Source organism: Nocardia sp. CY15, assembly GCF_009829295.1.
GTDB lineage: Bacteria > Actinomycetota > Actinomycetes > Mycobacteriales > Mycobacteriaceae > Nocardia > Nocardia sputi.
Window position 1 is genome coordinate 178,035 of record NZ_VUOT01000001.1, and the last position, 21,475, is coordinate 199,509.

The 21,475-nt window shown below is 68.8% G+C and carries 18 protein-coding genes and 4 tRNA genes; 7 read left to right on the forward strand and 15 right to left on the reverse strand.

Annotated features, from left to right (window positions below):
• Positions 1-62 precede the first annotated feature (62 nt).
• From pgsA to GVY39_RS00875, 7 genes are all read right to left on the reverse strand, one after another.
• Positions 63-758: a phosphatidylinositol phosphate synthase gene (gene pgsA, locus GVY39_RS00845; protein WP_159919430.1), complete on the reverse strand. Its 696-nt coding sequence runs from the start codon at positions 756-758 to the stop codon at positions 63-65.
• 23 nt (positions 759-781) lie between these two features.
• Positions 782-1,375 (reverse strand): HIT domain-containing protein, encoded by a 594-nt coding sequence (locus GVY39_RS00850; protein WP_159919432.1) that lies wholly within the window; start codon positions 1,373-1,375, stop codon positions 782-784.
• 181 nt (positions 1,376-1,556) lie between these two features.
• A complete protein-coding gene (gene thrS, locus GVY39_RS00855) occupies positions 1,557-3,626 on the reverse strand; it encodes a threonine--tRNA ligase (protein ID WP_159919434.1) in 2,070 nt (689 codons plus the stop codon).
• Positions 3,627-3,868: 242 nt separating this feature from the next.
• Positions 3,869-4,483, reverse strand: coding sequence for a (2Fe-2S)-binding protein (locus GVY39_RS00860; protein ID WP_236565234.1), 615 nt, complete (start codon positions 4,481-4,483; stop codon positions 3,869-3,871).
• Positions 4,480-4,911 carry a TIGR02611 family protein gene (locus GVY39_RS00865; protein ID WP_159919438.1) on the reverse strand — a complete coding sequence of 144 codons (432 nt, stop codon included), beginning with the start codon at positions 4,909-4,911 and terminating at the stop codon, positions 4,480-4,482. Before GVY39_RS00865 ends, GVY39_RS00860 begins: the two co-directional genes overlap by 4 nt.
• A 105-nt stretch (positions 4,912-5,016) precedes the next feature.
• Positions 5,017-7,266, reverse strand: coding sequence for a solute carrier family 23 protein (locus GVY39_RS00870; RefSeq protein WP_159919440.1), 2,250 nt, complete (start codon positions 7,264-7,266; stop codon positions 5,017-5,019).
• A 1,199-nt stretch (positions 7,267-8,465) separates the two neighbouring features.
• Positions 8,466-8,537: transfer RNA gene (locus GVY39_RS00875), tRNA-Val, on the reverse strand.
• A 405-nt stretch (positions 8,538-8,942) separates the two neighbouring features.
• Between GVY39_RS00875 and GVY39_RS00880 the strand changes: the two genes are divergently transcribed.
• The 3 genes from GVY39_RS00880 (at position 8,943) to GVY39_RS00890 (ending at position 9,205) form a co-directional block, all read left to right on the forward strand.
• Positions 8,943-9,015, forward strand: a tRNA-Gly gene (locus GVY39_RS00880).
• Between the two features lie 43 nt (positions 9,016-9,058).
• Positions 9,059-9,129 (forward strand) — tRNA-Cys (locus GVY39_RS00885).
• 1 nt (position 9,130) lies between these two features.
• Positions 9,131-9,205, forward strand: a tRNA-Val gene (locus tag GVY39_RS00890).
• A gap of 129 nt (positions 9,206-9,334) precedes the next feature.
• On the opposite strand, the gene GVY39_RS00895 is transcribed toward GVY39_RS00890, so the two are convergent.
• Complete coding sequence (locus GVY39_RS00895) at positions 9,335-9,712, reverse strand: helix-turn-helix domain-containing protein (RefSeq protein WP_236565235.1); 378 nt, start codon at positions 9,710-9,712, stop codon at positions 9,335-9,337.
• A gap of 57 nt (positions 9,713-9,769) precedes the next feature.
• On the opposite strand from GVY39_RS00895, the gene GVY39_RS00900 reads away from it, so the two are divergent.
• On the forward strand, positions 9,770-10,660 hold the full coding sequence (locus GVY39_RS00900; RefSeq protein ID WP_159919442.1) for an NmrA family NAD(P)-binding protein: 891 nt from the start codon (positions 9,770-9,772) through the stop codon (positions 10,658-10,660).
• A gap of 217 nt (positions 10,661-10,877) precedes the next feature.
• Positions 10,878-12,101: a sigma factor-like helix-turn-helix DNA-binding protein gene (locus tag GVY39_RS00905; RefSeq protein ID WP_159919444.1), complete on the forward strand. Its 1,224-nt coding sequence runs from the start codon at positions 10,878-10,880 to the stop codon at positions 12,099-12,101.
• Here the strand turns inward: GVY39_RS00905 and GVY39_RS00910 are convergent.
• Positions 12,067-13,011: a hypothetical protein gene (locus tag GVY39_RS00910; RefSeq protein WP_223513205.1), complete on the reverse strand. Its 945-nt coding sequence runs from the start codon at positions 13,009-13,011 to the stop codon at positions 12,067-12,069. The genes GVY39_RS00905 and GVY39_RS00910 overlap by 35 nt on opposite strands.
• Positions 13,012-13,576: 565 nt before the next feature.
• Here GVY39_RS00910 and GVY39_RS00915 point away from each other — a divergent pair.
• Positions 13,577-14,614, forward strand: coding sequence for a hypothetical protein (locus GVY39_RS00915; RefSeq protein ID WP_159919446.1), 1,038 nt, complete (start codon positions 13,577-13,579; stop codon positions 14,612-14,614).
• Here the strand turns inward: GVY39_RS00915 and GVY39_RS00920 are convergent.
• The 4 genes from GVY39_RS00920 to GVY39_RS00935 form a co-directional block, all read right to left on the reverse strand.
• Positions 14,581-15,552, reverse strand: a complete 972-nt coding sequence (locus GVY39_RS00920; protein ID WP_195070551.1) for a LysR family transcriptional regulator — start codon at positions 15,550-15,552, stop codon at positions 14,581-14,583. The genes GVY39_RS00915 and GVY39_RS00920 overlap by 34 nt on opposite strands.
• A 462-nt stretch (positions 15,553-16,014) precedes the next feature.
• Positions 16,015-17,574, reverse strand: coding sequence for an NAD(P)/FAD-dependent oxidoreductase (locus GVY39_RS00925; protein WP_159919449.1), 1,560 nt, complete (start codon positions 17,572-17,574; stop codon positions 16,015-16,017).
• 58 nt (positions 17,575-17,632) lie between these two features.
• Complete coding sequence (locus GVY39_RS35100; protein WP_304654063.1) at positions 17,633-17,929, reverse strand: cytochrome P450; 297 nt, start codon at positions 17,927-17,929, stop codon at positions 17,633-17,635.
• 313 nt (positions 17,930-18,242) lie between these two features.
• Positions 18,243-19,058 (reverse strand): PHB depolymerase family esterase, encoded by an 816-nt coding sequence (locus GVY39_RS00935; RefSeq protein WP_159919451.1) that lies wholly within the window; start codon positions 19,056-19,058, stop codon positions 18,243-18,245.
• Positions 19,059-19,300: 242 nt separating this feature from the next.
• Between GVY39_RS00935 and GVY39_RS00940 the strand changes: the two genes are divergently transcribed.
• Positions 19,301-19,840: a GNAT family N-acetyltransferase gene (locus GVY39_RS00940; protein WP_159919453.1), complete on the forward strand. Its 540-nt coding sequence runs from the start codon at positions 19,301-19,303 to the stop codon at positions 19,838-19,840.
• 7 nt (positions 19,841-19,847) lie between these two features.
• Here GVY39_RS00940 and GVY39_RS00945 read toward each other — a convergent pair whose 3' ends face one another.
• Positions 19,848-20,600, reverse strand: a complete 753-nt coding sequence (locus GVY39_RS00945) for an alpha/beta fold hydrolase (protein ID WP_159919454.1) — start codon at positions 20,598-20,600, stop codon at positions 19,848-19,850.
• Between the two features lie 63 nt (positions 20,601-20,663).
• Positions 20,664-21,452, reverse strand: a complete 789-nt coding sequence (locus GVY39_RS00950) for a tyrosine-protein phosphatase (protein WP_159919456.1) — start codon at positions 21,450-21,452, stop codon at positions 20,664-20,666.
• Between the last annotated feature and the right edge of the window lie 23 nt (positions 21,453-21,475).

Below are 21,475 nucleotides of genomic sequence, written 5' to 3' on the forward strand. Positions count from 1 at the left end.
CTCCGTCGTCACGAATGCCCCGACGCCACCATCGATCGGTCGGCGTCCGTACCTGGGTGAGATCACGACGGAAGTCCTGTGGTGCCCGGGGTTCCCGCGCTCGGGCTCTGCGGCTGCCCTGCCGGGATCACGGTGCGCGCACCCGGCGAGTTGCGCACCGCCAGCACCCGCTGCACGACGGTGACGATGCTGAGCACGGCGAGGATCCACATAGCCACGTGCACGGCGTAGGTGAGCCACTCGATGCCCCAGTAGCCGCCGATCCCGGTGAACCCCGCTCCCACCAGAACGATGATCAGCCGGTCGGGCCGCTCGATGAGGCCCCCGTCCGCGGACAGTCCGCTGGCCTCGGCGCGCGCCTTGGCGTAGGAGATCACCTGCGAAGTCACCAGGACGACGAGCGTCGCGGCGAACAGCGGTTTGTGCTGCTCGTGGAAGACTGCCCACCAGGCCAGCCCGGCGAAGATGGCGCCGTCGGCCAGCCGGTCGCAGGTGGCGTCCAGTACCGCGCCGTATTTCGTGCCGCCGCCGCGAGCTCTGGCCATGGCACCGTCGAGCATGTCGAACATGACGAACAGCCAGATCACCATGGTTCCCCAGAACAGGTGTCCGGTCGGGAAGAGCGTGACCGCTGCGGCGATGGAGGCAGTGGTGCCGATCAGCGTCATGGCGTCGGGAGTGAGTCCCGTGCCGACCAGTGCGCGGCCCAGCGGAGCCGTCGCTTTGGCGAACGTCTCGCGGCCGAAGAAGCTCAGCACGGCAACTCCGCCCGGGCGCTCATCTACGCCTCCTTCCAGGCCGCCGACAGCAGCGCCCTGGTCTCCCGCAGCAGTTGCGGCATGACCTTCGCCCCGCCGATGACGGTGATGAAATTCGCGTCACCGCCCCAGCGCGGCACGATGTGCTGGTGCAGGTGGTCGGCGAGCGACCCACCCGCTACCCCGCCGAGATTCAGCCCGACATTGAACCCGTGCGGCCGCGACACCTTCTTCATGACCCGGATCGCCTGCTGGGTGAAAGCCATCAGCTCGGCGCTCTCCGCCTCGGTGAGATCCTCGAGGTTCGCCACCTTGCGGTAGGGCACCACCATCATGTGCCCCGGATTGTAGGGGTACAGGTTGAGCACGGCGTACACCAGCTCACCCCGGGCGATGACCAGTCCGTCCTCGTCGGACATCTTCGGGATGTCGGTGAAGGGATGGCCGGTCGAATCCTTCGGGCCCGTGGCAGCCTCCGCGATGTAGGACATCCGGTAGGGCGTCCACAGCCGCAGCAGCCGGTCCGGTTCCCCGGCGCCGGTGTCCACGATGCTGCCCGGCTCGGCCGAGGTCGCGTCCAGATCCGCGAGCCCGTCCGGCACCGTACGCTCGGTCATGCCGTGTCCCTCCCCCTCCGGGACTGACCGCTCATGCTGTAACTCCTGGCGGCACGAGCGGGGCCCTGCGTGGTCACGCTGCGCTGCCGCCTCCGGGACTGACCGCTCATGCTGTAACTCCTGGCGGCACGAGCGGGGCCCTGCGTGGTCACGCTGCGCTGCCGCCTCCGGGACTGACCGCTCATGCCGGGTCCCCGCCCTTGTTCGTTGATCGAATCTCGAACCCCTCGGCCGTCGGTGACGCGTTCTCCCGGTGGGCGATCCACGCGACGATGGTGGCCACCGCGTCGTCGACCGGCACACCGTTGACCTGGGTGCCGTCCCGGAAGCGGAAGCTCACGGCGTTCGCGTTCACGTCGCGCTCACCGGCCAGCAGCATGAACGGCACCTTCTGCGCGGTGTTGTTGAAGATCTTCTTCTGCATCCGGTCGTCGCTACGGTCCACCTGCGCGCGAACGCCCTCGTCCTGCAACTGCTCGATCACCCGGTCCAGGTGCGGGGCGAACGCTTCCGCGACCGGGATGCCCACCACCTGCACCGGCGAGAGCCAGGCCGGGAACGCCCCCGCGTAGTGCTCGGTGAGCACGCCGAAGAATCGCTCGATCGAGCCGAACAGGGCGCGGTGGATCATGACCGGCCGCTGCTTGGTGCCGTCGGAGGCGGTGTACTCCAGGTCGAAGCGCTCGGGCAGGTTGAAGTCCAGCTGGATGGTCGACATCTGCCAGGTGCGGCCCAGCGCGTCCTTGGCCTGCACGGAGATCTTCGGGCCGTAGAAAGCGGCGCCGCCGGGATCGGGCACCAGCTCGAGACCGGAGGCCGAGGCGACCTTGGACAAGGTTTCGGTGGCCTCCTCCCAGATCTCCTCGGAGCCGACGAACTTCTTCGGGTCCTTGGTGGACAGTTCGAGGTAGAAGTCGTCGAGGCCGTAGTCCTTCAGCAGATCCAGCACGAACCGCAGCGTGTCGGTCAGCTCGCTGTGCATCTGCTCTTTGGTGCAGTAGATGTGCGCGTCGTCCTGGGTCATGCCGCGCACCCGGGTCAGGCCGTGCACCACGCCGGACTTCTCGTAGCGGTAGACCGAGCCGAACTCGAACAGCCGCAGCGGCAGCTCCCGATACGACCGGCCGCGGGCGCGGAAGATCAGGTTGTGCATCGGGCAGTTCATCGGCTTGACGTAGTAGTCCTGGCCGGGCTTGCGAACGGTGCCGTCCTCGTTGAGTTCGGCGTCCAGGTGCATCGCGGGGAACATGCCGTCGCGGTACCAGTCCAGGTGGCCGGAGACCTCGAACAGGTGGCCTTTGGTGATGTGCGGGGTGTTGACGAACTCGTAACCCGCCGCCACATGCCTGCGGCGCGAGTACTCCTCCAGTTCCTTGCGGATGATCCCGCCCTTGGGGTGGAACACCGGAAGGCCGGAACCGAGTTCGTCGGGGAAGCTGAACAGGTCCAGCTCCAGACCCAGCTTGCGGTGGTCGCGGCGCTCGGCCTCGGCGAGCAGGTGCAGGTGTTCGTCGAGCGCCTCCTGCGACTCCCAAGCGGTGCCGTAGATGCGCTGCAGGTCCTCGCGGCTCTGGTCGCCGCGCCAGTACGCGGCCGAACTGCGGGTGAGCTTGAAGGCCGGGATGAACTTGGTGGTCGGAATGTGCGGGCCGCGGCACAAATCGCCCCAGATCTTCTCTCCGGTGCGCGGATCCAGGTTGTCGTAGATGGTCAGCTCTTTGCCGCCGACCTCCATGACCTCCGGGTCATCGATCCCGGACTTGTCACTGATCAGCTCGAGCTTGAAGGGCTCCGCGGCCAGCTCGACCCTGGCGTCGTCGACCTCGACCACCCGGCGGGAGAACCGCTGCGCGCCTTTGACGATCTTCTTCATCCGCGATTCGAGCTTGGCCAGATCCTCGGGGGTGAACGGCCGCTCGACGCGGAAGTCGTAGTAGAACCCGTCCTTGATGTAGGGGCCGATGCCCAGCTTCGCTCCGGGGAACTCCTGCTGCACCGCCTGGGCGAGCACGTGCGCGGCGGAGTGGCGGATGACGTTGCGGCCGTCGTCGGTGTTCGCCGCCACCGGCTCCACGTCGACGTCCTCGTCCGGGGTCCAGGACAGGTCCTTGAGTTCACCGTCGGCCCGGACGACGACGACGGTTTCCGGGCCCTTGGTGGGTAGTCCCGCCTCGCGCACCGCGGCGCCCGCCGTCGTCCCGGCCGGCACCCGGACGAGGGCGACTGGGCTGATGGGGGCTGAGGTGGTCACGGCTGCGCTCTCCTTGGCGTTCTCGTGTGCGGGAGGGGTCCCGCTGGACGGTGGCCGATCGCATGTTCGCCCGGCGCGACCATGCTACTGTCCCGCCGCGCTCGCCCGCGCCTCCGGGTTTTAGGCCGTACCGGTCAGGTGGCGTGGGGTTTGCGTCCGAGTCCCCTCCGTGACGCTCGAGTTACGGGCATATGCGGCGAGTTACCCGTATGTGCAGGAGTTCAGTTGTCCCCGGCAGTACGTCAGCCCCCGGCGGCTAGGTCCGCGAGCAGTGCCGTTCGTTCGGCGGCCGGGCGTTTCGGGCAGCTCGTGCACATCTGGCAGCCGGGGACCTCGAACACCAGGCAGCAGGAGATTCGCCGGACGAAGGTGCGCCCGCCGATTTCGACGAACCGCGGTGCAGGCAGTTTGCCACCGATGTCGATGGCCAGCCGTGCGCCTGCGTCCGGCGAACCGGCATCCAGCGCCCGGTTGCCGATCGCATCGGTGGTGATCGCCCACAGGGCGGGGACTGCGGCACCGGACACCTCGGCGACCGGCGTGATCACGGCGGCGAGCGTCTCACGCAGCACCGCGGCGCTGCCTGCCCGCGGACCATCGTTCGCCGGGATGCGCACCCGCTCGACACCACCGTCCGGGCGCACCTCGCACTCCATCCGATCCAGGGCGGGTTCGGGGGCGTGCTCGTCGTAGGCGTAGGCGCGCGCGATCTGCTCCACCAGAGCGGAGGCCACCATGCACCACCACAGCGTGCCCGCGATGCGCGGCGACGTGGTCCCCCAGGAGTGGCCCATTTCCGCGATCCGCGCGGCCAGCCAGTCCGGCTGGGTGAGCATGCGCCCTGCGACGGTGGTCACCGCTGCAGGGGGCTGCGCAGCCATTCCCATTCCACTCCGATCCAACTACCGACCAGCCCGAAGGTTCCCAGAATCCACAGCGTCGCGACGACCAACGCCGCGGTGCCGATCGCACCTGCCACCTGCACGGCCCGCCCCTGGCCGGAGTACCAGGCCATCAATTGCCGGTATCGGTCCCGTAGCCAGGTCAATACGCGGTGCGCCCAAGCGAATTCGGTGGCCAGGATGCCGAGCCCCGCGAACACGATCGCCCAGCCGGGACCGGGATAGGGGATCGCGAGAACGCCGACCGCGAGCACGGCGACACCGACCACCGCGACCACGATCCGGTAGGCGAGATACAGGGTAGGCCGTCGTTCGAGCCCGGCGCGGAAGGCGCGCCAGCGGGTCGGCCGGTCGGCAGAGCTCGTTTCCAGATCTGCGGTCACGTTCCCCAGGGTACGAGCAATCCGGCCCACCGAATCCCGCTCCACGCCCCCGGACACGGTGATCCCGCCCGGGCGGCGGGCCGCCCGGGCGGGATCACCGGTCGATCACACCAGTTCGCGAGCGGGCTGATGTCCCGCGTCATCGATGTGCGCGATCCCGTTCTCGGTCACCTCGACGACCCGGGCACTGGCGATGTCGAAGAACAGGCCCGACACCGTGACGCCGCGCTCGGCGATCGCCTTGCGCACCGCGGGGTGCCGGTGCAGCAGTTCGAGCTGCACCGCGACGTTCACCATGGCCAGCTGATCGACCTCACCGAAGCCGGCTTCCCGAGCCGCCGCCGCCACCGGATGGCCCGCGCGGAACCGCTCGAGGCTCGGCTGCGCGTGGGCGAGCCAGGCGTCCACGCCGGGGACCTGGGCGCCGGTGTGCAACGCCTTCATCGCACCGCAGGAGGAATGCCCACAGACCACGATCGAGCGGACGTTCAGCTGTTCGAGCGCGAACACCAGCGCGGCCTCGACCGACGCGTCACCTTCCGCGGGAGCGAGGTTGCCCACGTTGCGCACGGTGAACAAGTCGCCCGGCCCGCTGTTGGTGATGATGTTCGGCACGATCCGCGAGTCCGAGCAGGTCAGGAAGAACGAATCCGGGTCCTGCCTGTCGCGCAACTCGTCCAGGTGCGGCCGCACGACGTGCGCGTGGCTGCGGTGGTAGGCCGCGACGCCTGCCGCGACCGGGTTCTTGTGCCCCTCGTCGCGGCGCCACGGGCCGAGGATGTCGTCCCAGACCGAGCGCGCGAAGCTCCGCGCCGGCGGTTTGGCCGTGGCCTGGGCCATTCTGGCCCCACCGATCTCCACGAAGTCGACGCTGCCTCCGCTGTTCACCTGCTGGCGGGCGAACTCCTCGACCGCCTCGAATGCCGCGTGATCGAGGAAGTCGACCGTCATCTCCACCGTGACGTCGGCTCCCGCGGGGATCTTCGCGAACTGCGCCGACAGTTTCGGCAGCGCGAGGAAGGTGGCCGAGCCGTCGATGGTGATCAGCCAGCGCTGCGTGCCCGGGATCTGTTCGGCTTTGACCGCCACCCGGACCACCCGCCACAGCAGCAGGCCGAAGGCCAGGCCGAGGCCGATCAGCACGCCCTCCAGCAGGTTCAAGAACACCACACTGAGCACCGTGACGACGTAGACCAGCAGGTCACCGGTGCGCTGGGCCAGTTTGATGTGGGCCAGCTTGACCAGCTGGGTGCCGATCACGATGAGGAGACCGGCCAGGGCGGCCTTCGGGATCTGCTCCACTACCGAGACCAGGGCCACCGAGAACACCAAGAGCCAGACTCCGTGCAGTACCGCGGAGGCGCGGCTGTGCGCGCCCGCCGTCACGTTGGTGGCGCTGCGCACGATCACGCCGGTGACCGGCAGACCGCCGAGCAGGCCGGACAGCACGTTCGCCGAGCCCTGGCCGATCAGCTCCCGGTCGAAGTCGGTGCGCTTGCCGGTGTGCATCTTGTCCACCGCCACCGCGGACAGCAGGCTCTCCACGCTGGCGATCAGGGCGATGGTGATGATGGCCAGGACCAGAGCCGACCAGTTACCACTGGGCAGCGCGGGCAGGCCGATGGCGTCGAACAGCGAGCCGTCGAGCACGATGCGCTCGGCGCCGAGCGGCAGGACCAGCGACAACACCGTGCCCACGAGCACCGCGGCGAGCGGCCCCGGCACCACGCGAATCCTGGCGGGCAGGTACTTCCAGCCGACCATGATCGCGATCACGACCGCGCCGATCAACGCGCCGCCGCCGTGCAGGGACATCAGCTGTCCGGGCAGCTCGATGATGTTCCGCCAGGCCGAACTGTGCGAGGAACCGCCGAGCAGCACATGGATCTGTTGCAGCGCGATCGTGATGCCGATACCGGCGAGCATCGCGTGCACCACCACGGGCGCCACGGCGAGCGCCGCTCTGGCCACACGGCTGAGCCCGAGCAGAATCTGCAGGACACCCGCTGCCACGACGATGAAACAGGTGAGGCGCCAACCGAATTGGTCGATCGTCTCGGCCACGACGACGGTGAGGCCCGCGGCAGGGCCGCTCACCTGGAGTACCGAGCCACCGAGCAGCCCGACGATGATGCCGCCGACGATGGCGGCGATGAGCCCCGCGGCGACGGGGGCTCCGGAAGCGATCGCGATGCCGAGCGAAAGCGGCAGCGCGACAAGGAAAACCACGATGGAGGCGGGCACATCGTGGCGCAGGATATCGGTGAAGCGGTCGGACCGCGGTCCGGAACTGCGGCCCGGGCCCGCCGGTGCGGGCATTGACAGTGGCGGGGCTAAATCGTGATCGATAGCCATGACTCTCCTTCGCCGACTCGGCTGTTTCGCCGAGGTCGGTTGACGATCAACATGTCCAGCAGGGCACAAGACCGCGAACCGGCATCTCGCGGTGAAGCAGTCCCGACACAGCGATGAGTCGAGATGTAAACGAGGACAAGTGTATTGGTAAAGACTTAGCAAAGCCTGAGAACTTCAAGAAATTGTGTGTTATTCCCCACCGTCCTCTCGTCGTTATCACCGTGACCTACCGCACATCACCGGGCCAGGCAGGCTCCGCCGCGATCCGGTGCGCGCCACCGTCGACCTCCGCGTTCCCCGCGACCATGACCTCGATCACACGCGCAGCGCGTGGGCGGGGACCGCCTCCACCGAGACATCCGGCTTCCCTCACGCACCGGATCGCACACCGGGCGGACGGCGCGCAGGTCACCCTGCCCGCAGCCCGCGACGGTGTTGGGCGCGATTTGCGTAACCGCAAAGGAGAGGAATAAGCAATCGAGGTCGCGCCGGAGGTGCGGGTGCAACACGGTCGCGCGCCCGTGGTGGCGGGCGGGGTCGCCCGTCATGACAGACCCTTCCCGGATTCCGGTGCGCCGCCGAGGCTCGATCGAGGCAGTGCCGGAAGTACCTTTACCCAGGCGGCCCAGTGACACCGGCGAACTTCCACACGCAGCCCAGTTCGGCGAAATGCGCCGTGCCGCCGAAGTATTCGCGCACGCACGCGCGGTCGGCGAGGAACCCGCATGCCAAAGGCACAGGGCGACAGGGGAAACCGCGGCCGAGGAGGCCGAAGAGCAACGGCCGGTTCCGGTCAGACGACCAAGCATGCCTGCGTGCGACGACGTCCGTGGTACGGGATCGGTGTCGGGGGACATATTTCTCCTTCGCCGGGATCGTGGCCCCGGTTCATCGGTCGAACATGTTCTTGGCATCGAAAGCGAGCGGCGGGCGACGCCCGAGCCGCCCTCCCTCGATGGAAGCGCGACCCGTGACGCAGCGGTCGGATTGATAGTAAAGACTTCGCAAAGCGCTTGAAAAGGTTTCCGGTCCAGATGGGGACAACCGCTACCATAATGTGACCCAAGTCACAGCACAAGGAGAGACGTGGGCCACACCGGGGACTCGATACAGATCGCCGACGCCACGAAACCCACGGGGCCGATCGGCTCGGAGAACAAAGAAGGCCGGGCAATACTGCACCGGCCTCGCACTGTGTGTGGTCCCAGCTGGGATCGAACCAGCGACCTTCCGCGTGTGAGGCGGACGCTCTCCCGCTGAGCTATGAGACCCGACAGTTTCCGGGGGCTCGGGGATGCCCTCCGGACGAGACGAAACATTAGCACGCGCCACCCGCGGTTCACCAAATCGCCATCCGGACAGGGAGGCGGCGGACGAGGTCCCGCACGCGAGCGGGGGCTCACTCCGAAGCCTCGGATCCGACCCGCCGGAGCACAGTGCCGTAAGCGAGTATGCGATCGGCACCCCTTCGCTCCCTGCGGCCGGCCGTATCGGATCGTCGGATCGGTGACTGGAAGCCTCTACTCCCCCATCCACCACATGAGCCACCGGCGTCACAGTACGCAACCTCCCAGATTTCCCCTGCCCTACCTGCGGATTTGTACCTTTCGCCGAGCGTCGGCTAATGTTCTGTCTCGCACCACGGAGGCCGGAAACGAGCCCCGGGGAAGCAAAATGCGGATGTAGCGCAGCTGGTAGCGCATCACCTTGCCAAGGTGAGGGTCGCGGGTTCGAATCCCGTCATCCGCTCGAGAGGTAGGGCCAGGCAACATTACGCCGTCCCCCTTTGCGCGGTGGAGTGGCCGAGTGGTGAGGCAACGGCCTGCAAAGCCGTGCACACGGGTTCGATTCCCGTCTCCACCTCGCGCGATTAGCTCAGCGGGAGAGCGCTTCCCTGACACGGAAGAGGTCACTGGTTCAATCCCAGTATCGCGCACCACCGTCTCACCAGCTCAGGCCCGGTTTTCACCGGGCCTTTGTGGTGTCTTGACCTTTGTGGTGTCTTGACCGAGAACTGCGTCGGTTGCACGCGGCGGTTGTGCAAAGACATCACTGTAGAGCCACCGAGTCATCCCGAGAGCACAGTGACCTTACTGTGGGGCGAGGGGTGCTCCTCACCCCACTTCAGCATGGCGTAAAAGACCTCGCTGAGGCTTCGCCCGTCCTCGGTGAGTTCATAGACCACGCGGGGCGGCACTTCGGCGTGCACGGTGCGCGTCAGGATCCGCTGGTGTTCCAGGACTCTGAGGCGGTCGGTGAGCGTCTTGGCGCTCGGAGCGCCGAGAGCGGTGCGCAGCTCGCCGAAGCGCTTCGGTGCGGACAGCAGCTCCCGGACGATCAGCGTCGTCCATTTCCCGTCGAGGACCTCGAGCGTGCGCTCGATGCCGCAGCCCCGCGGCGGGGCACTGTGCAGCCGTTCGAGCTGCTCGCTGCTGATAGTTTCCACAGGGAACCTATATCACGTTCTGGGTATTGCTTCATGACGGAAACTACCGTCGCCGACATGAACAGTTCAACCGTGATCGTCCATGGGGCGACGGGCACCCAAGGAGCCGCGATCGTCCGTGGACTGTTGTCGGCAGGACACCGTGTGCGTGGCATAGTCCGCGATACTTCGACCTCCCGGCTGCACCCGGACGCCGAGCCGGTCCGGGCCGACCTGCTCGATGCCGGCTCGCTGGCAGCCGTGTACCGCGGCGTCGACGCGGTGATCGTCCAGTTGCCGCTCGTGTTCGCGGCCGATCCGGCCATCCGGCAGGCCCGGGCGGCGCTGGCCGGGCTCCGGGAGGCGGGGGTGCGGCAGGCGATCTTCAACGCGGGCAGTGTGGTGCCGAGGGAGGCCGTCGGTGTGCCCTTCGTGGACGCCCGCGTACTCGTGTCCGCCGAACTATCCCGGAGTGCCGGTGTCGCCACGGTGGTCGCCCCGGCCCACACGTACATGGAAAACCTCTCGGCCCCTTGGTCCTCTCCGCTTGTCAGGGCGGGGGAAGTCGCCTACCCGCTCCCGCGGGAACTGCCGGTTCCCTGGGTGGCACTGGACGATCTCGGAGCGGCCGTCGCCGCCCTGATCACGTCGAAAGCTCCTCCCCCACTCCAGATCGTGGCAGGCCCGCGAACACTGACGGGCGACGAGGTCGCCGCCGAACTCACCGCTGCCCTGGGACACTCGGTGCGATGGAACTCGATAACCCCCGCCGCCTACGAGCGGATGCTGGCCCCGCATCTGGGGGCCGAGGCCGCGGAGGGTATCGCGGGGGCCTACACCCCACCGCCTCCGGGAACACCTCCATCACCCGGACCCGATCCAGCGGTGGTCACCCCCGGCGCCACCACCGTGCGCGACTGGGCGGCGCGCCAGGACTGGCCTGCCCACGTCGGCGCCGTCGAAGCCTGAGCAGATCACCCACGACCAGTTCGGCCGCCTCGACCGAGAATTGCAAGCACGGGAAACGTTGCCGCTGTGGCTGTCAGCCGAGACTGCCTCGCCGAGCCCAACGCGTCGAAAGTCGTGTGGCGCGCATTTCGGCGGTGCGGCCGCGGCAGGGATCAGTGTCGGTGGGTGGGGATACGCTGTGCCGCACAGTGCCGGAGCCGAGTCAGGGGGTTGTCGCGTGACGATCAGTGCGGAGGTCGCGCAGGGAGCCGATGACGACGATCCCGAGTCGCTCGATCTGCGCGATGACATCTCGTTCGAACTCGAGGAGGTCAACGAGGTGCTCGGCGAGTTGATCGCACTGCAAGCCGACCGGAAGGCCAAGGACGGCGACCTGCTGACCGCTCGGCTCGGGGTCGGTGGGGAAAAACCCGAAACCCTGGCTCGGATCGGCGCGCGCTACGACCTCTCCCGTGACCGTGTGCGGCAACTGCACACCAAAGCGGTCGGGCAGATGATCCGGACGGCCCAGCTGTCCGGGCATCGCGCCGCCGCGGTGCTGTCCGCGCGCTATCCGCTCGATGCCATGGACCGGCAACTGGTGCGTGCGCTGCTGGTGGAGACGTACGCGACCGACACCGACATCGCCGCGACCGAGTTGTCGTACCTGAAGCTGCGGCTGGCCGGGCACGCCGCCGAGGACGCGAAGCGGATCGCCGGGTTCGTCACCCAGCGCATCGCCGCCTGGCAGAAGAAGACCAACCGTCGCCTGGCGAAGCTGCACGACGCCGAGCCGCGCGCGACGAGTCAGCTCGATCCCTGGTTGGAGCAGGTCGATTGGCCGGGCGCAGGCGCCGCCGCCGCGGTCCCCACCGTCTCCGCGCGCACCGTGGACAGCGACGACGACGGCCGCGGCCGCTTCTACCTGGACAAGGTCGGCCGCGACGTGCCGTTCGACTCCGGCTTGGAGGCCAGGCTGCTGTGGATCCTCAACGCCAGCGGCCGAGTCGAGACGTTCCAGGAGCAACCCGCGGCAGTCGGCTACGACTTCGACGGTGCGCGGCGGCTGCACTATCCGAGCATCGTCGCCCGCCTCACCGACGGCCGCACGGTCTTGATCGACGTCGCGCCGCTGGGCCACGTCGGCTTCCACGTCAACCGGGTGAAGGCGGCCGCCGGTCGCGCCCACGCGCACGCCAACGGCTGGGGCTGGCTGGTCTGGACCGGCAGCCGCATCGGCGTCCCGGATCTGCGCGCGCGCCCGGTCGGCGCGACGAGCGAGCAGATGCTGCGAAGCCTCGTCGAGCGCGGACCGGTGCACTGGGCCGCGCTACGCGAGGTGCGCGCGAAGACCGGCCTGGAGCTGCTGGACTTCCTCGCGCTGGTGCTGCGCCACGAATGGCGATGGGACCGGGCGCCGTTCCGGCTCAGCGCACCACCATCGCCGCCGCCAGGAACGTGACGATCAGCAGCATCGCGCAGATGGTGATCAGCTGCCAGCGGCCGATGGTCACCTCGAGGTTGGCGATCGTGTTGCGCAGGGCTTTGTCCAGCCGATCGTGATCGGCGATCGTGCGCTGGGCGGCGGCGAGGGCATCGGCCCTTTCCTGGGCGGCCAGCTCCGCGCGTTCCAGTCGCGTGGTCAGCTTCAGCAAGTGCTTCTGCCTGTCCCGCAACGACTTGCGGGCAACCGCCAGCGCCGTGCGCTGGTTGACCAGTTCCTGGCGCTGCCGGGCGATGACCGTGGCCTGCGTCCTCGTGTGGTACTCCCAGTCGGTCACAGTGGCCCAGCCTCCTGTCTTCTCATCCCGATAGCCCCAGACGTACTCGCCGCGTACCCAGCCGGCGAGGAACTCGCGCAGTTCGACCGGGTCACGCCGCGGCGCCGCCATCGCGTGCTCGGTGTCCAGCACGCCGGTGACCGCGCGGTATTCACAGGCGACGGGCGCGAAGTCCGAGATGCCCAGCGCGTGCAGGTACGGCACCCAGTATCCGGGTGGGCACAGCCACAACACGTCCGTGCAGCCCGCGGCACGCAGCCGCTCGGTGTGCTCCTGGGCGAGCGCGCGCTCGAGCGGACCGCTGCGCACCTCGATCGCGTATACCCGATCACCCTTGCGCCAATACACGTCCACCGGCAGTGTTCCGATGCGCCCATCCACTTCGGCTTCGTCCGCCCCGTAGGCGAGCAGCCTGCCGCACAACCAGTACTTGAGCCGCTGCATATCCCACTGCGCGGCGGAACATTCCGGGCACCCGCAGGCGTAGCCGGACTTCGACCCACGTGTACGGCCGGAAGCCTCTCCGATACCCAACTCGGCGAGCATCGCTCGGCGCCCGCAGGCGATCTCCGCCCGCTGCTTCGTTCTCACGCGACCACTCCCCTGCACAAACCACCGCAGGCCAGGCGACCTACGCCATAGATCAAGAGTGCGTCAGACTCGGCTACCTCGCCAGCCCCGTTCACCCCGCACTCGGGTGTGCCACGCACGTGGGCTGTCGCTGGGGTCGGCGTCGCATCCTGCGGCACAAGGACTTTCATCATGCCATCCGGACGGAACCGGACACTCCGGTATCGGCGAATTGACCGTTGCCGCCGCCGCGACGCGCCCGGGGGTGAAGAGTTCGACGGTCTCCAGCCCGCCGCACCGGCACCGGGTCGCGCAACGCCGAGCCTCGCGGCGACGGCGAGCGCGGACTCGCGGACGGCGCGGTTCGGGCGGATAATGATCGATCAGATGCGTCGGCATGGTTTCCGGACAAACCGGGTCGCCGCGTAATCCGCCTGCGTGGGGGTATTTCCGGGGGCCTAGGCTGCATCGATCAGGTCTCGGATCGGTTTACCGCCGATTCTTCGCGAGCCGCGGATGCCCAACTGGGCGGATAGAATCGTCCGGCCGAGTGCGAGCTGGGCCGATACGGGGAAGTAGGTACTGGATGGAGCACGGTCAGCAGACCGGCGAGTCGATCGGCGCGATGCTGTCGAGTATCGCGTCGGCTCTCCGAGAGGTCAGCGAGAAGCTGGACGCGGTGGCGGCCCGGATCGATGGCGCACCGGCCGTGGTGGGCGAACCGAGCGTCGAAGGGCGGTTGGCCGAGCTGGAAGCGTGGGCTTTCCGTGCCGGACAAGACATCTCGAATCTCGATACGCGAGTGGAGCGCCTGGAATCCGCTGACGACCACACGCCGGAGGATCGGCGAGCGGCGCCGGAGCGCCCGGCCGCACCGCTGCCCCGGGCAGCCGAGGGACGGGCGAACGCGCGCCAGTCCGAGCGCGGCGGCGCCGAGTTCGCGGCGCGGAATAGTGATGCCCGCGAGCCAGCCGGTTTCCGCAACGGCGCGCGGCCGACGAGCACACCGCGGGAGCCGGTGCACGCGGCAGCGGAACCTAATTCCGCTGTGCGGTCGAGCTTCACGCCGCCTCGCGAGCCCGCGCTGCAACCGGATTCCACCTCCGAGCAGAGCGTCTCCGCGCCCCGCGAACCGGCATCGAATTTCACTGCCCCTCCGTCGCGCGAGCCGACCTTCACCGCGGCGACACCGCGGGAACCCCTATCCCCGTTCACACCGCCGACGCCACGCGATCCGAGTGCGGGGCAGGAAAGGTCCACGGCGGCACGCGAACCCGCCACCACATCGGCCTCGTACTCCGCGGGCGAGAACGCCGCGTACGAAAGCATCGTCGCGTCCGCCACCACGAATCACAGCGGCCCGGAGAACGGGGCGGCTGCGGACGCCCCGGGCACGGGCCTCACCGGAGCGCACCGCGCCGGTGAGGAACACCGCACCCCGGTAGAGAACACACACGTGGACAAACTGCAGGCCATGCTGGACGAACTCAAGCGCACGGCGGCGGCTCCGCTGGGCCGCTCCGACGTCTTCGACTCGACCGTCAACGGATATCAGTCCGAGCGCACCGACGCGCAGCGCAGGCCGACCGACTACCGGCTCTCCAGCCCGCCCCCGGTGTCCTGACCGGCTTTGGCGCGGCGCCGCTTCGGGGGGCGCGCCGCAGCCGCCGAACCCAGCAGGATCTCCTGGACGAGATCGCGCAGCCAGCGATGCCCCCCATCGGCGGTGTTACGCGGATGCCACGCCATCCCGATGGCGACTTCGGGCAGCGGCAGCGGTATCTCGAACGCGCTCAATCCCATCGCGGGTAGTGTGGCGGCGCTCAGCATGGCAGGCGCAGGGCAGACCAGGTTGCCGCCGCGCACCGCGAACAGCGCGCTGGTCAGCGTCGGCAGGGTGGCCACCACCCGCCGGGTGCGGCCGTGCAGGGCCAGGCGGTCGTCGATCGGGCCGTGCGAACGGCCGTTGCGCGAGATGCTCAGATGCGGCGCGGCGGCGTACGCGGCGACGGTGACGCGATCGGTGACCAGTGGATGGTCCGCGGCGGCCACTCCGATCACCCGGTCGGTGAGCACTCTGCGCACGGTGGTCTCCGGGTCGGTGTGGTCGATCACGCCGACTTCCAGGTCGACGCGTCCGTCGCGCAGGGCGGCGGTGCCCTCGAGGGTGTCGGGCAGGAAGCGCAGCGTGACGCCCGGCGCCTGCGCCCGGACCGCCGACAGCAGGGGCTCCGCCAGTTCGGTGAGCACCATGTCACCGGCTTGCACCGCGAACGTCCGGCGCAGTGCCGCGGGGTCGAGATCGTCGCGCGGCGTCAGCAGCGCGCGTCCTTGCTCGACCAGCGTGCTGACCTCATAACGCAATTCCAGCGCGCGTGGCGTCGGTACCAGGTTGCGACCCGCGCGCACCAGCAATGGATCGCCGAGCACGCCGCGCAACTTGGCCAGCGTCCGGCTCATCGCGGGCGGGGAGGTGTGTAGGCGCTGCGCGGCCAGGGTGACGCTGTTGGTGTCCAGCAGCGCGTCCAGGGCCACGAGCAGATTCATGTCCAGCGCTTCCACCCTTGGATTATCGCCAACGCAAACCGCCGGCCCCGGCATTGCGCGGGCGACAACCCGGGGCGAGTCTCCTCCCGAGCGGCAGCACCGGCATGTCCTCGGCGCGACACTCCGCAACCGAGCGCGACGTCGCTTCGAGCGCGATGCCCCACCGAACACCTGACCCTCCGGTGACCTGCGGATATTCACTGCACCACAGCGTCTACCAGCCCGTGCGCCGCTACCTGGCGACAACTCGGGACGGCTCGTGCGCCCAACCATGCCGCGCTGGAGTCGGTCGCCCGAGGGCCGCATACCGCCCTGTCGATCGGCGTGGGTCGATTTCGGCAGTCGATGCAACTGTGCGCACGCAGCGTTCGCAGTCGCCCACGCACCCTGCATCGCGCCTCGGACCGAGGTCTCCGTCCTGTCCACCGCGCGACCTGGAAGGCGCACGGACAGCCGCCGGTCAGCCACGAAGAGGACTCAGTGGCTGACCCGCCCGCTGTCGCCCTCGTACGGCAGCAGTTCCGCATCGATCGGGGCCGCCGGGTGCGTCACCGGCCCGGCCACTGGTTTGCGGCGGGTGGCCAATCCCCGGTAGGACTCCGGCTTGATCCGGCGGAACACCTGTGCCGCACGGGTGCGCAGCGGCAGCCGGAACTTCAGGTCGGCGAGCATCTCATCGATGTTCTGGATGGAGAACGGGACGACCGCGGCGCCGTGGGCGTGGCGGCCGTGCGTACGCTCCTGCATCCAGCGCAGGCGGGCGTCGATCTGCTCGTCGAGTTTGTCGGAGGCCGGCAGGTCGATCCTGCCGGTGAGCAACGCGGCGGTCCAGTGCGCGGCGACTTCGGCGTTCAGCGTGCTGACCGCCGAGGAGTTGTAACCGGCGAAGGTCAGATTCGGGACTTCCAACGGCAGGATCTGTCGGTGCAGGCGGAAATTGCCGTGCTCGTCGGTCAGCCTGCGCTGGGTGTACGGCGTGAGGAACGGCACGCGCTGCTGGAAGCCGGTGGCGCACACGACGACGTCGGCCTGCAGGGCCTGACCGGTGGACAGGCGGACCCCGGGCGCCGCCTTGGGGCCGCCGCCCAACTCGGTGATCGTCGTGTCACGATGCACCGTGATACGGCCGTTGGCCACCTGCTCGTAGAAGCCTTCGCTCACGAGGCTGATGGTGCTCTCGGCGATCTCCTCGAACCGCCCGCCAGGCACCAGGCCGAGTTCGCGCAGGTGCGAGCGCTTGGTGACCAACTCCTGGATCAGATCGAAATTGCTGATCCGCACCGACTCGCCCGGGCCGTCCAGAAACCGATCCATCCAGCGGGGCCGTAGGTAGTGGAAGTGGGCCTCGCCGAAGCGGGTGAGCATCAGCCGTTCGTAGTCGATGACCCGCGCCAGCTTGCGCGGCATCTTCCAGAACAGCCGCCGGGCCACCACCGAGGTGGACGCCGCGACCTCGCTCACCGCGGCGGCGATGTCACAAGCGGACTTGCCGTAGCCCACCACGACGACCGACTTGCCGCGCACCGACTCGAGATCGGTGAACTCCGAGGAGTGACACAGCCGCCCGCCCGCCGCGCGGAACCAGTCGGCGCCGCGGTAGTCCGGCATCGCCGGGTCGCTGAACACGCCGTTGGCGATCACCAGGTGGTCGTAGGAGGCCCGGTGGATTCCGCTCTCGTCGCGGATTTCCAGCAACCAGCCGCTGTCCACCGGGTCGGCGGCGACCACCTCGGTGCGCAACCGCAGATGCTCGGTCAGCCCGAAGTGCTCGGCGTAGGCGGCCAGGTAGGCCTGCATGTGCTGCCCGTCGAGCACGCGGGGGTAGTCCGCGGGCATCGGGAAGTCGGAGAAGTGATACGTGTCCTTGGAGTTCTGCGTTTGCAGGCCCGGGTATCGCCGGGTCGCACTCCACACGCCACCGACATCGGGTGTGCGGTCGAATATCTCGACCGGAAAACCCTCCTGTTTCAGCACTTTCGCGCAGGCGAGACCTGCGATACCCGCACCGACGATCCCGATGCGGCTTCCGCTTGTCATGCGCAGGAGACTACGTCGCCAGCGGCGCGGAGCAAAGTCGGTCGACCGAATCCGCTCTTCAGCGCGCTGCGGGCGCACTCACGGCAACAACGTGAAGCTCGAGCAGGCCGCGGATCAGGATGCTCTCCCGCCACCGCAGATCCACTTCGTCGACGGCGGGACGCAGCAGCGGATAGCGCCGGACCAGCCTGGTCAGCGCGACGCGGGCCTCGAGCCTGGCCAGTCCGGCGCCGAGGCAGTAGTGGATGCCGTGGCCGAAGGCCAGGTGGCCGTTCGCGCCGCGGGCCGGATCGAACGTAGCGGGCGCGGCGAACCGCCGTTCGTCGTGGTTGGCCGACGCGACCGAGACCAGCACCAGTTTCGGTCAACAGTTCGAGCACGGTGTCGCCGATCAGGTTGGGCGGCATGATGCGATGCGCGCCGTCGCTTCGGCCCGGCTACCACGCGCCGGTGAGTTCGATCGCGCCCGTGCCGGCGCTCGCCCGAATCGCGAATTCGTCCGAGTTCGGCCGACGCGGAGCGCTGAATCGAGCACCGGAGCCCTGTTCGGCGTCCGGATCGCGACGGCCGTCGTATTCGCCGCCGACCCGGCCGTAGGACGCTGGTCGGCCCGGTAGCGCATCGAAGACTTGCTCGCCGGTCCGCTGTTGTCGTCGCGGGCGTGACGATCAGCGGCGCATCGGACCTGCCAGCGGATGTGCCCGGAAGAAGTGCCACATGACCTGGTCGGCGCTGATCGACGTGGTGGTGGTGCCGACCAACGGCACGGGCGACGCCAGCGAAGGATGACCCGGCCACGTGTGCCCGCCGTCGATGATCGAGTAGAGCTCCACGTGGCCCCGGCCGGGCACGGGTAACTCGCCAGCGTCACGTCGGGAGCGATCTGCCGCTGTACCGGGTCTGCCGCGCAACCGTTCCGGCGCGCCCACGCCGTCGCCTGCGCCGGGATGCGGTCGGTCGATCTTCGGGCGCCCCGTACCGTCATCCGGTTCCACGACCGACCCCGAGCCGTCCGGTGACGGCAGGAACCGGGCGTTCGGACCCGTGCCGTCGGTGTAGGCGACGATGGGGTCCGCGGTGCCGTGGAAGGCGATCGCGGGCACCGGACGTTCGGTACGGCACCACGCGAAGTCCTGCAGACCGGCCACCGGAGCGACCGCCGCGATCCGATCCGAGAGCTGACAGGCCAGCGACGAGGTCGTGAAGGCTCCCATCGAGAGGCCGGTGCCATAGAGCCGGCGCCTGTCGACGCACAACGACGACTCGACGTGTGAGATGAGTTCGGACAGATAGGCGACGTCACCGCTCCCCTGGCCGAAGTCCCATCGCGGCAAGCCCGGTTGCTCGAGCTGTGGGGTGATCGTCACGAACCCCTCGGCTGCGCCGAGCATGCTGATCCCGCTGCCGGCGGGCTCGAGCTCGGCGGGCTCGAGATAACCGTGGAGGTCGAACACCACGGGCGTCGGCCGCCCGGGGTCGGTCACGGGAATGTCCCGGGTGTAGGTGCCCGATTTGTCGCCCGCAACCAATCGCAGCGTCGCTCGTCCCGGTGCCGCCGTAGGCCCTCCGCATCCCACCGAGGCCACGGGATCGTGCGAGGGCGCCTGTCCGTCGGCCCGTGTCGGTGCGGCGCCCGAGAACACAGCGGCGGCTACCGCTGCGGCTACCGCGACCGCGCAGGCGACGCGGCGTTAGCGGCCTGTCGCACGTGTGCTCTGATAAAGGCATGGGCAACCTTCCCGTCATCGTCGACCGGGCCGGGCTGTGGGACGCCGAAGCCCTCAGTGACGTTGCGGCGGCGACGTTCCCACTCGCCTGTCCACCGGGAGCGACGCCCGACGACATCGCTGTCTTCGTCAGCGAGGCGCTGTCGGGCGAACGCTTCGGGGAGTATCTGAGCGATCCGGCCCGGGTCGTGCTCAAGGCCGTCGCCGACGAGGACATCGTCGGTTACGCGATGCTGGTCACGGGCGACCCGGCCGACCCAGCGGTGGCCGAGTCGGTCGGGCTGCACCCGGCGGTGGAGATCAGCAAGATGTATGTCCTGCCCGGTCATCACGGCAGCGGGGTGTCGACCGCGCTGATGCGGGCCGCGCTGGATTGGGCGCGGGCGGAACACTATCCCGGTGTCTGGCTGGGCGTGAACCAGGAGAACGTCCGCGCCCAGCGCTTCTACGCCAAGCACGGCTTCGCCGAGGTCGGCACGAAGACGTTCCTCGTCGGCAACCAGCTGCATCACGACTACGTGCTGCGGCTGGTCTTCTAGGCCGGATTCAGCGCAGGAAATCGACGAGCGCGGCGTGGAAGGCGGGAGCCACCACCGCCATCAGGTGATCGCCGGGCACCACAGCGAGCCTGCCCTCGGGCAGGGCGGCTGCGAGTCGCTCCGGTTCGGCAGCGAACGGGTCGTTGTCGCCGGCCAGCACCAGGGTAGGCACGGTGACGTCCGCGAGGGTCGCGATGGGGCGGTCGTCGAGCCCAGTCGCCACCGCGTGCATGGCGTCCACGTCGGCCCTCACCGCGTCGGCCAGCACCCGGAACATCTTTGCCGCCGGAGACGCGCCCGAGCCGTCTCCGGTCATCGCGGCTTGGAGATCGGGCAGGTCGATCACGCGGCGGTCGACGCCCCCGCAGTCCAGCACGCCCGACCCGATGCCGCCGACGACCAGCCGCCGCACCCGCTGGTCGGCGGCGGCAACCATGAGTGAGATCACCCCGCCCATCGAGTATCCGACCTGCACGACTTCCTCGAAGCCCAGTTCGTCGTAGAGCGCCCGCACGTCGCGCGCCATGGCCCGCCAGGAGTACCGCGCGGCCTCGTGCGGCTTGTCGGAACGCCCGTGGCCGCGCGCGTCCAGGGACACCACGGTATGCCCGGCGGATTGCAGGGCGCCGACCACGCCGGTGCTCATCCAGTTCGCGTTGGTGTCCGCGACCACTCCGTGTTGCAGCACGACCGGGATGCCTTCGCCCTCCCAGAGCCGGTAATTGAGATTCAGGCCGTCCCATGTCTCGAACTTCGTCATGCCGGGATCGTAGTGCGCGATACGGTGGCCGTCCGGCGCAGTGAGCCTCCGGCGGCGGCGCGCTCAGCCCAGCAGACGAGCTCGCAGAACGGAGAGATCGCCGTCGGTGAGCCGCAGCCCGTCCCGGACGTAGGCGTCGAAACTCCCGTATGTCTGGTTCACCTGGTCGAAGGCGTTATCCAGCCAGGCGCGCTGCACACCGTTGAGCGGGTCGTTTCGGTCGGCGTTGCGCAACCGGTTGGACAGCAGGTAGTCCTCGGTGACGGTGGCTCGATCGACACCGAGCAGGGTGAGCAGGACCGCCGCCATCCAGCCGGTGCGGTCCTTGCCCGCGGTGCAGTGGAACAGCACCGCCCCGTCGGAGCCGATGATGTCGCGCAGCACCGAGGCGAATGCCTCGTTCGCGCCGGGCGCGGTGATGAACGCGCGATACAGCCCCTCGCCGCCGGTGAGCGCGGTCGCCACGACTTCCGGCGGAGCCTGGCCGATCACGTCGGCCCAGTGCGGCGTCGCGCCCGCGGGAATCCGGTCCGGCCCGAGCACGCGCTCGTAGACCGTGCGCAGATCGTGGACGGAGCGCACGCGGCGGTCGGTCAGCGCAGCCGAGTCATCCGCGGTCGCGTGATTCAACTGCCCGGTTCGGTACACCAGTCCGGTGCGCACGATCCGGCCGTCGGTCGTGCGGTACCCGCCGATATCGCGGGCGTTCTGTACGCCCTGCAGGTGTAGTGCGGGATCGGTTACGGCGGCCGGGGTCGCGGGCGGGTCGGCCGCGGCGATGGCCGCCACCGGCCCGAAAGCGACCGCCAGACCAGCCGCTACCGCGACGGGGGCACGAAAACGAGGGGTCATCCGGCTACTCCGATCATCGTGTC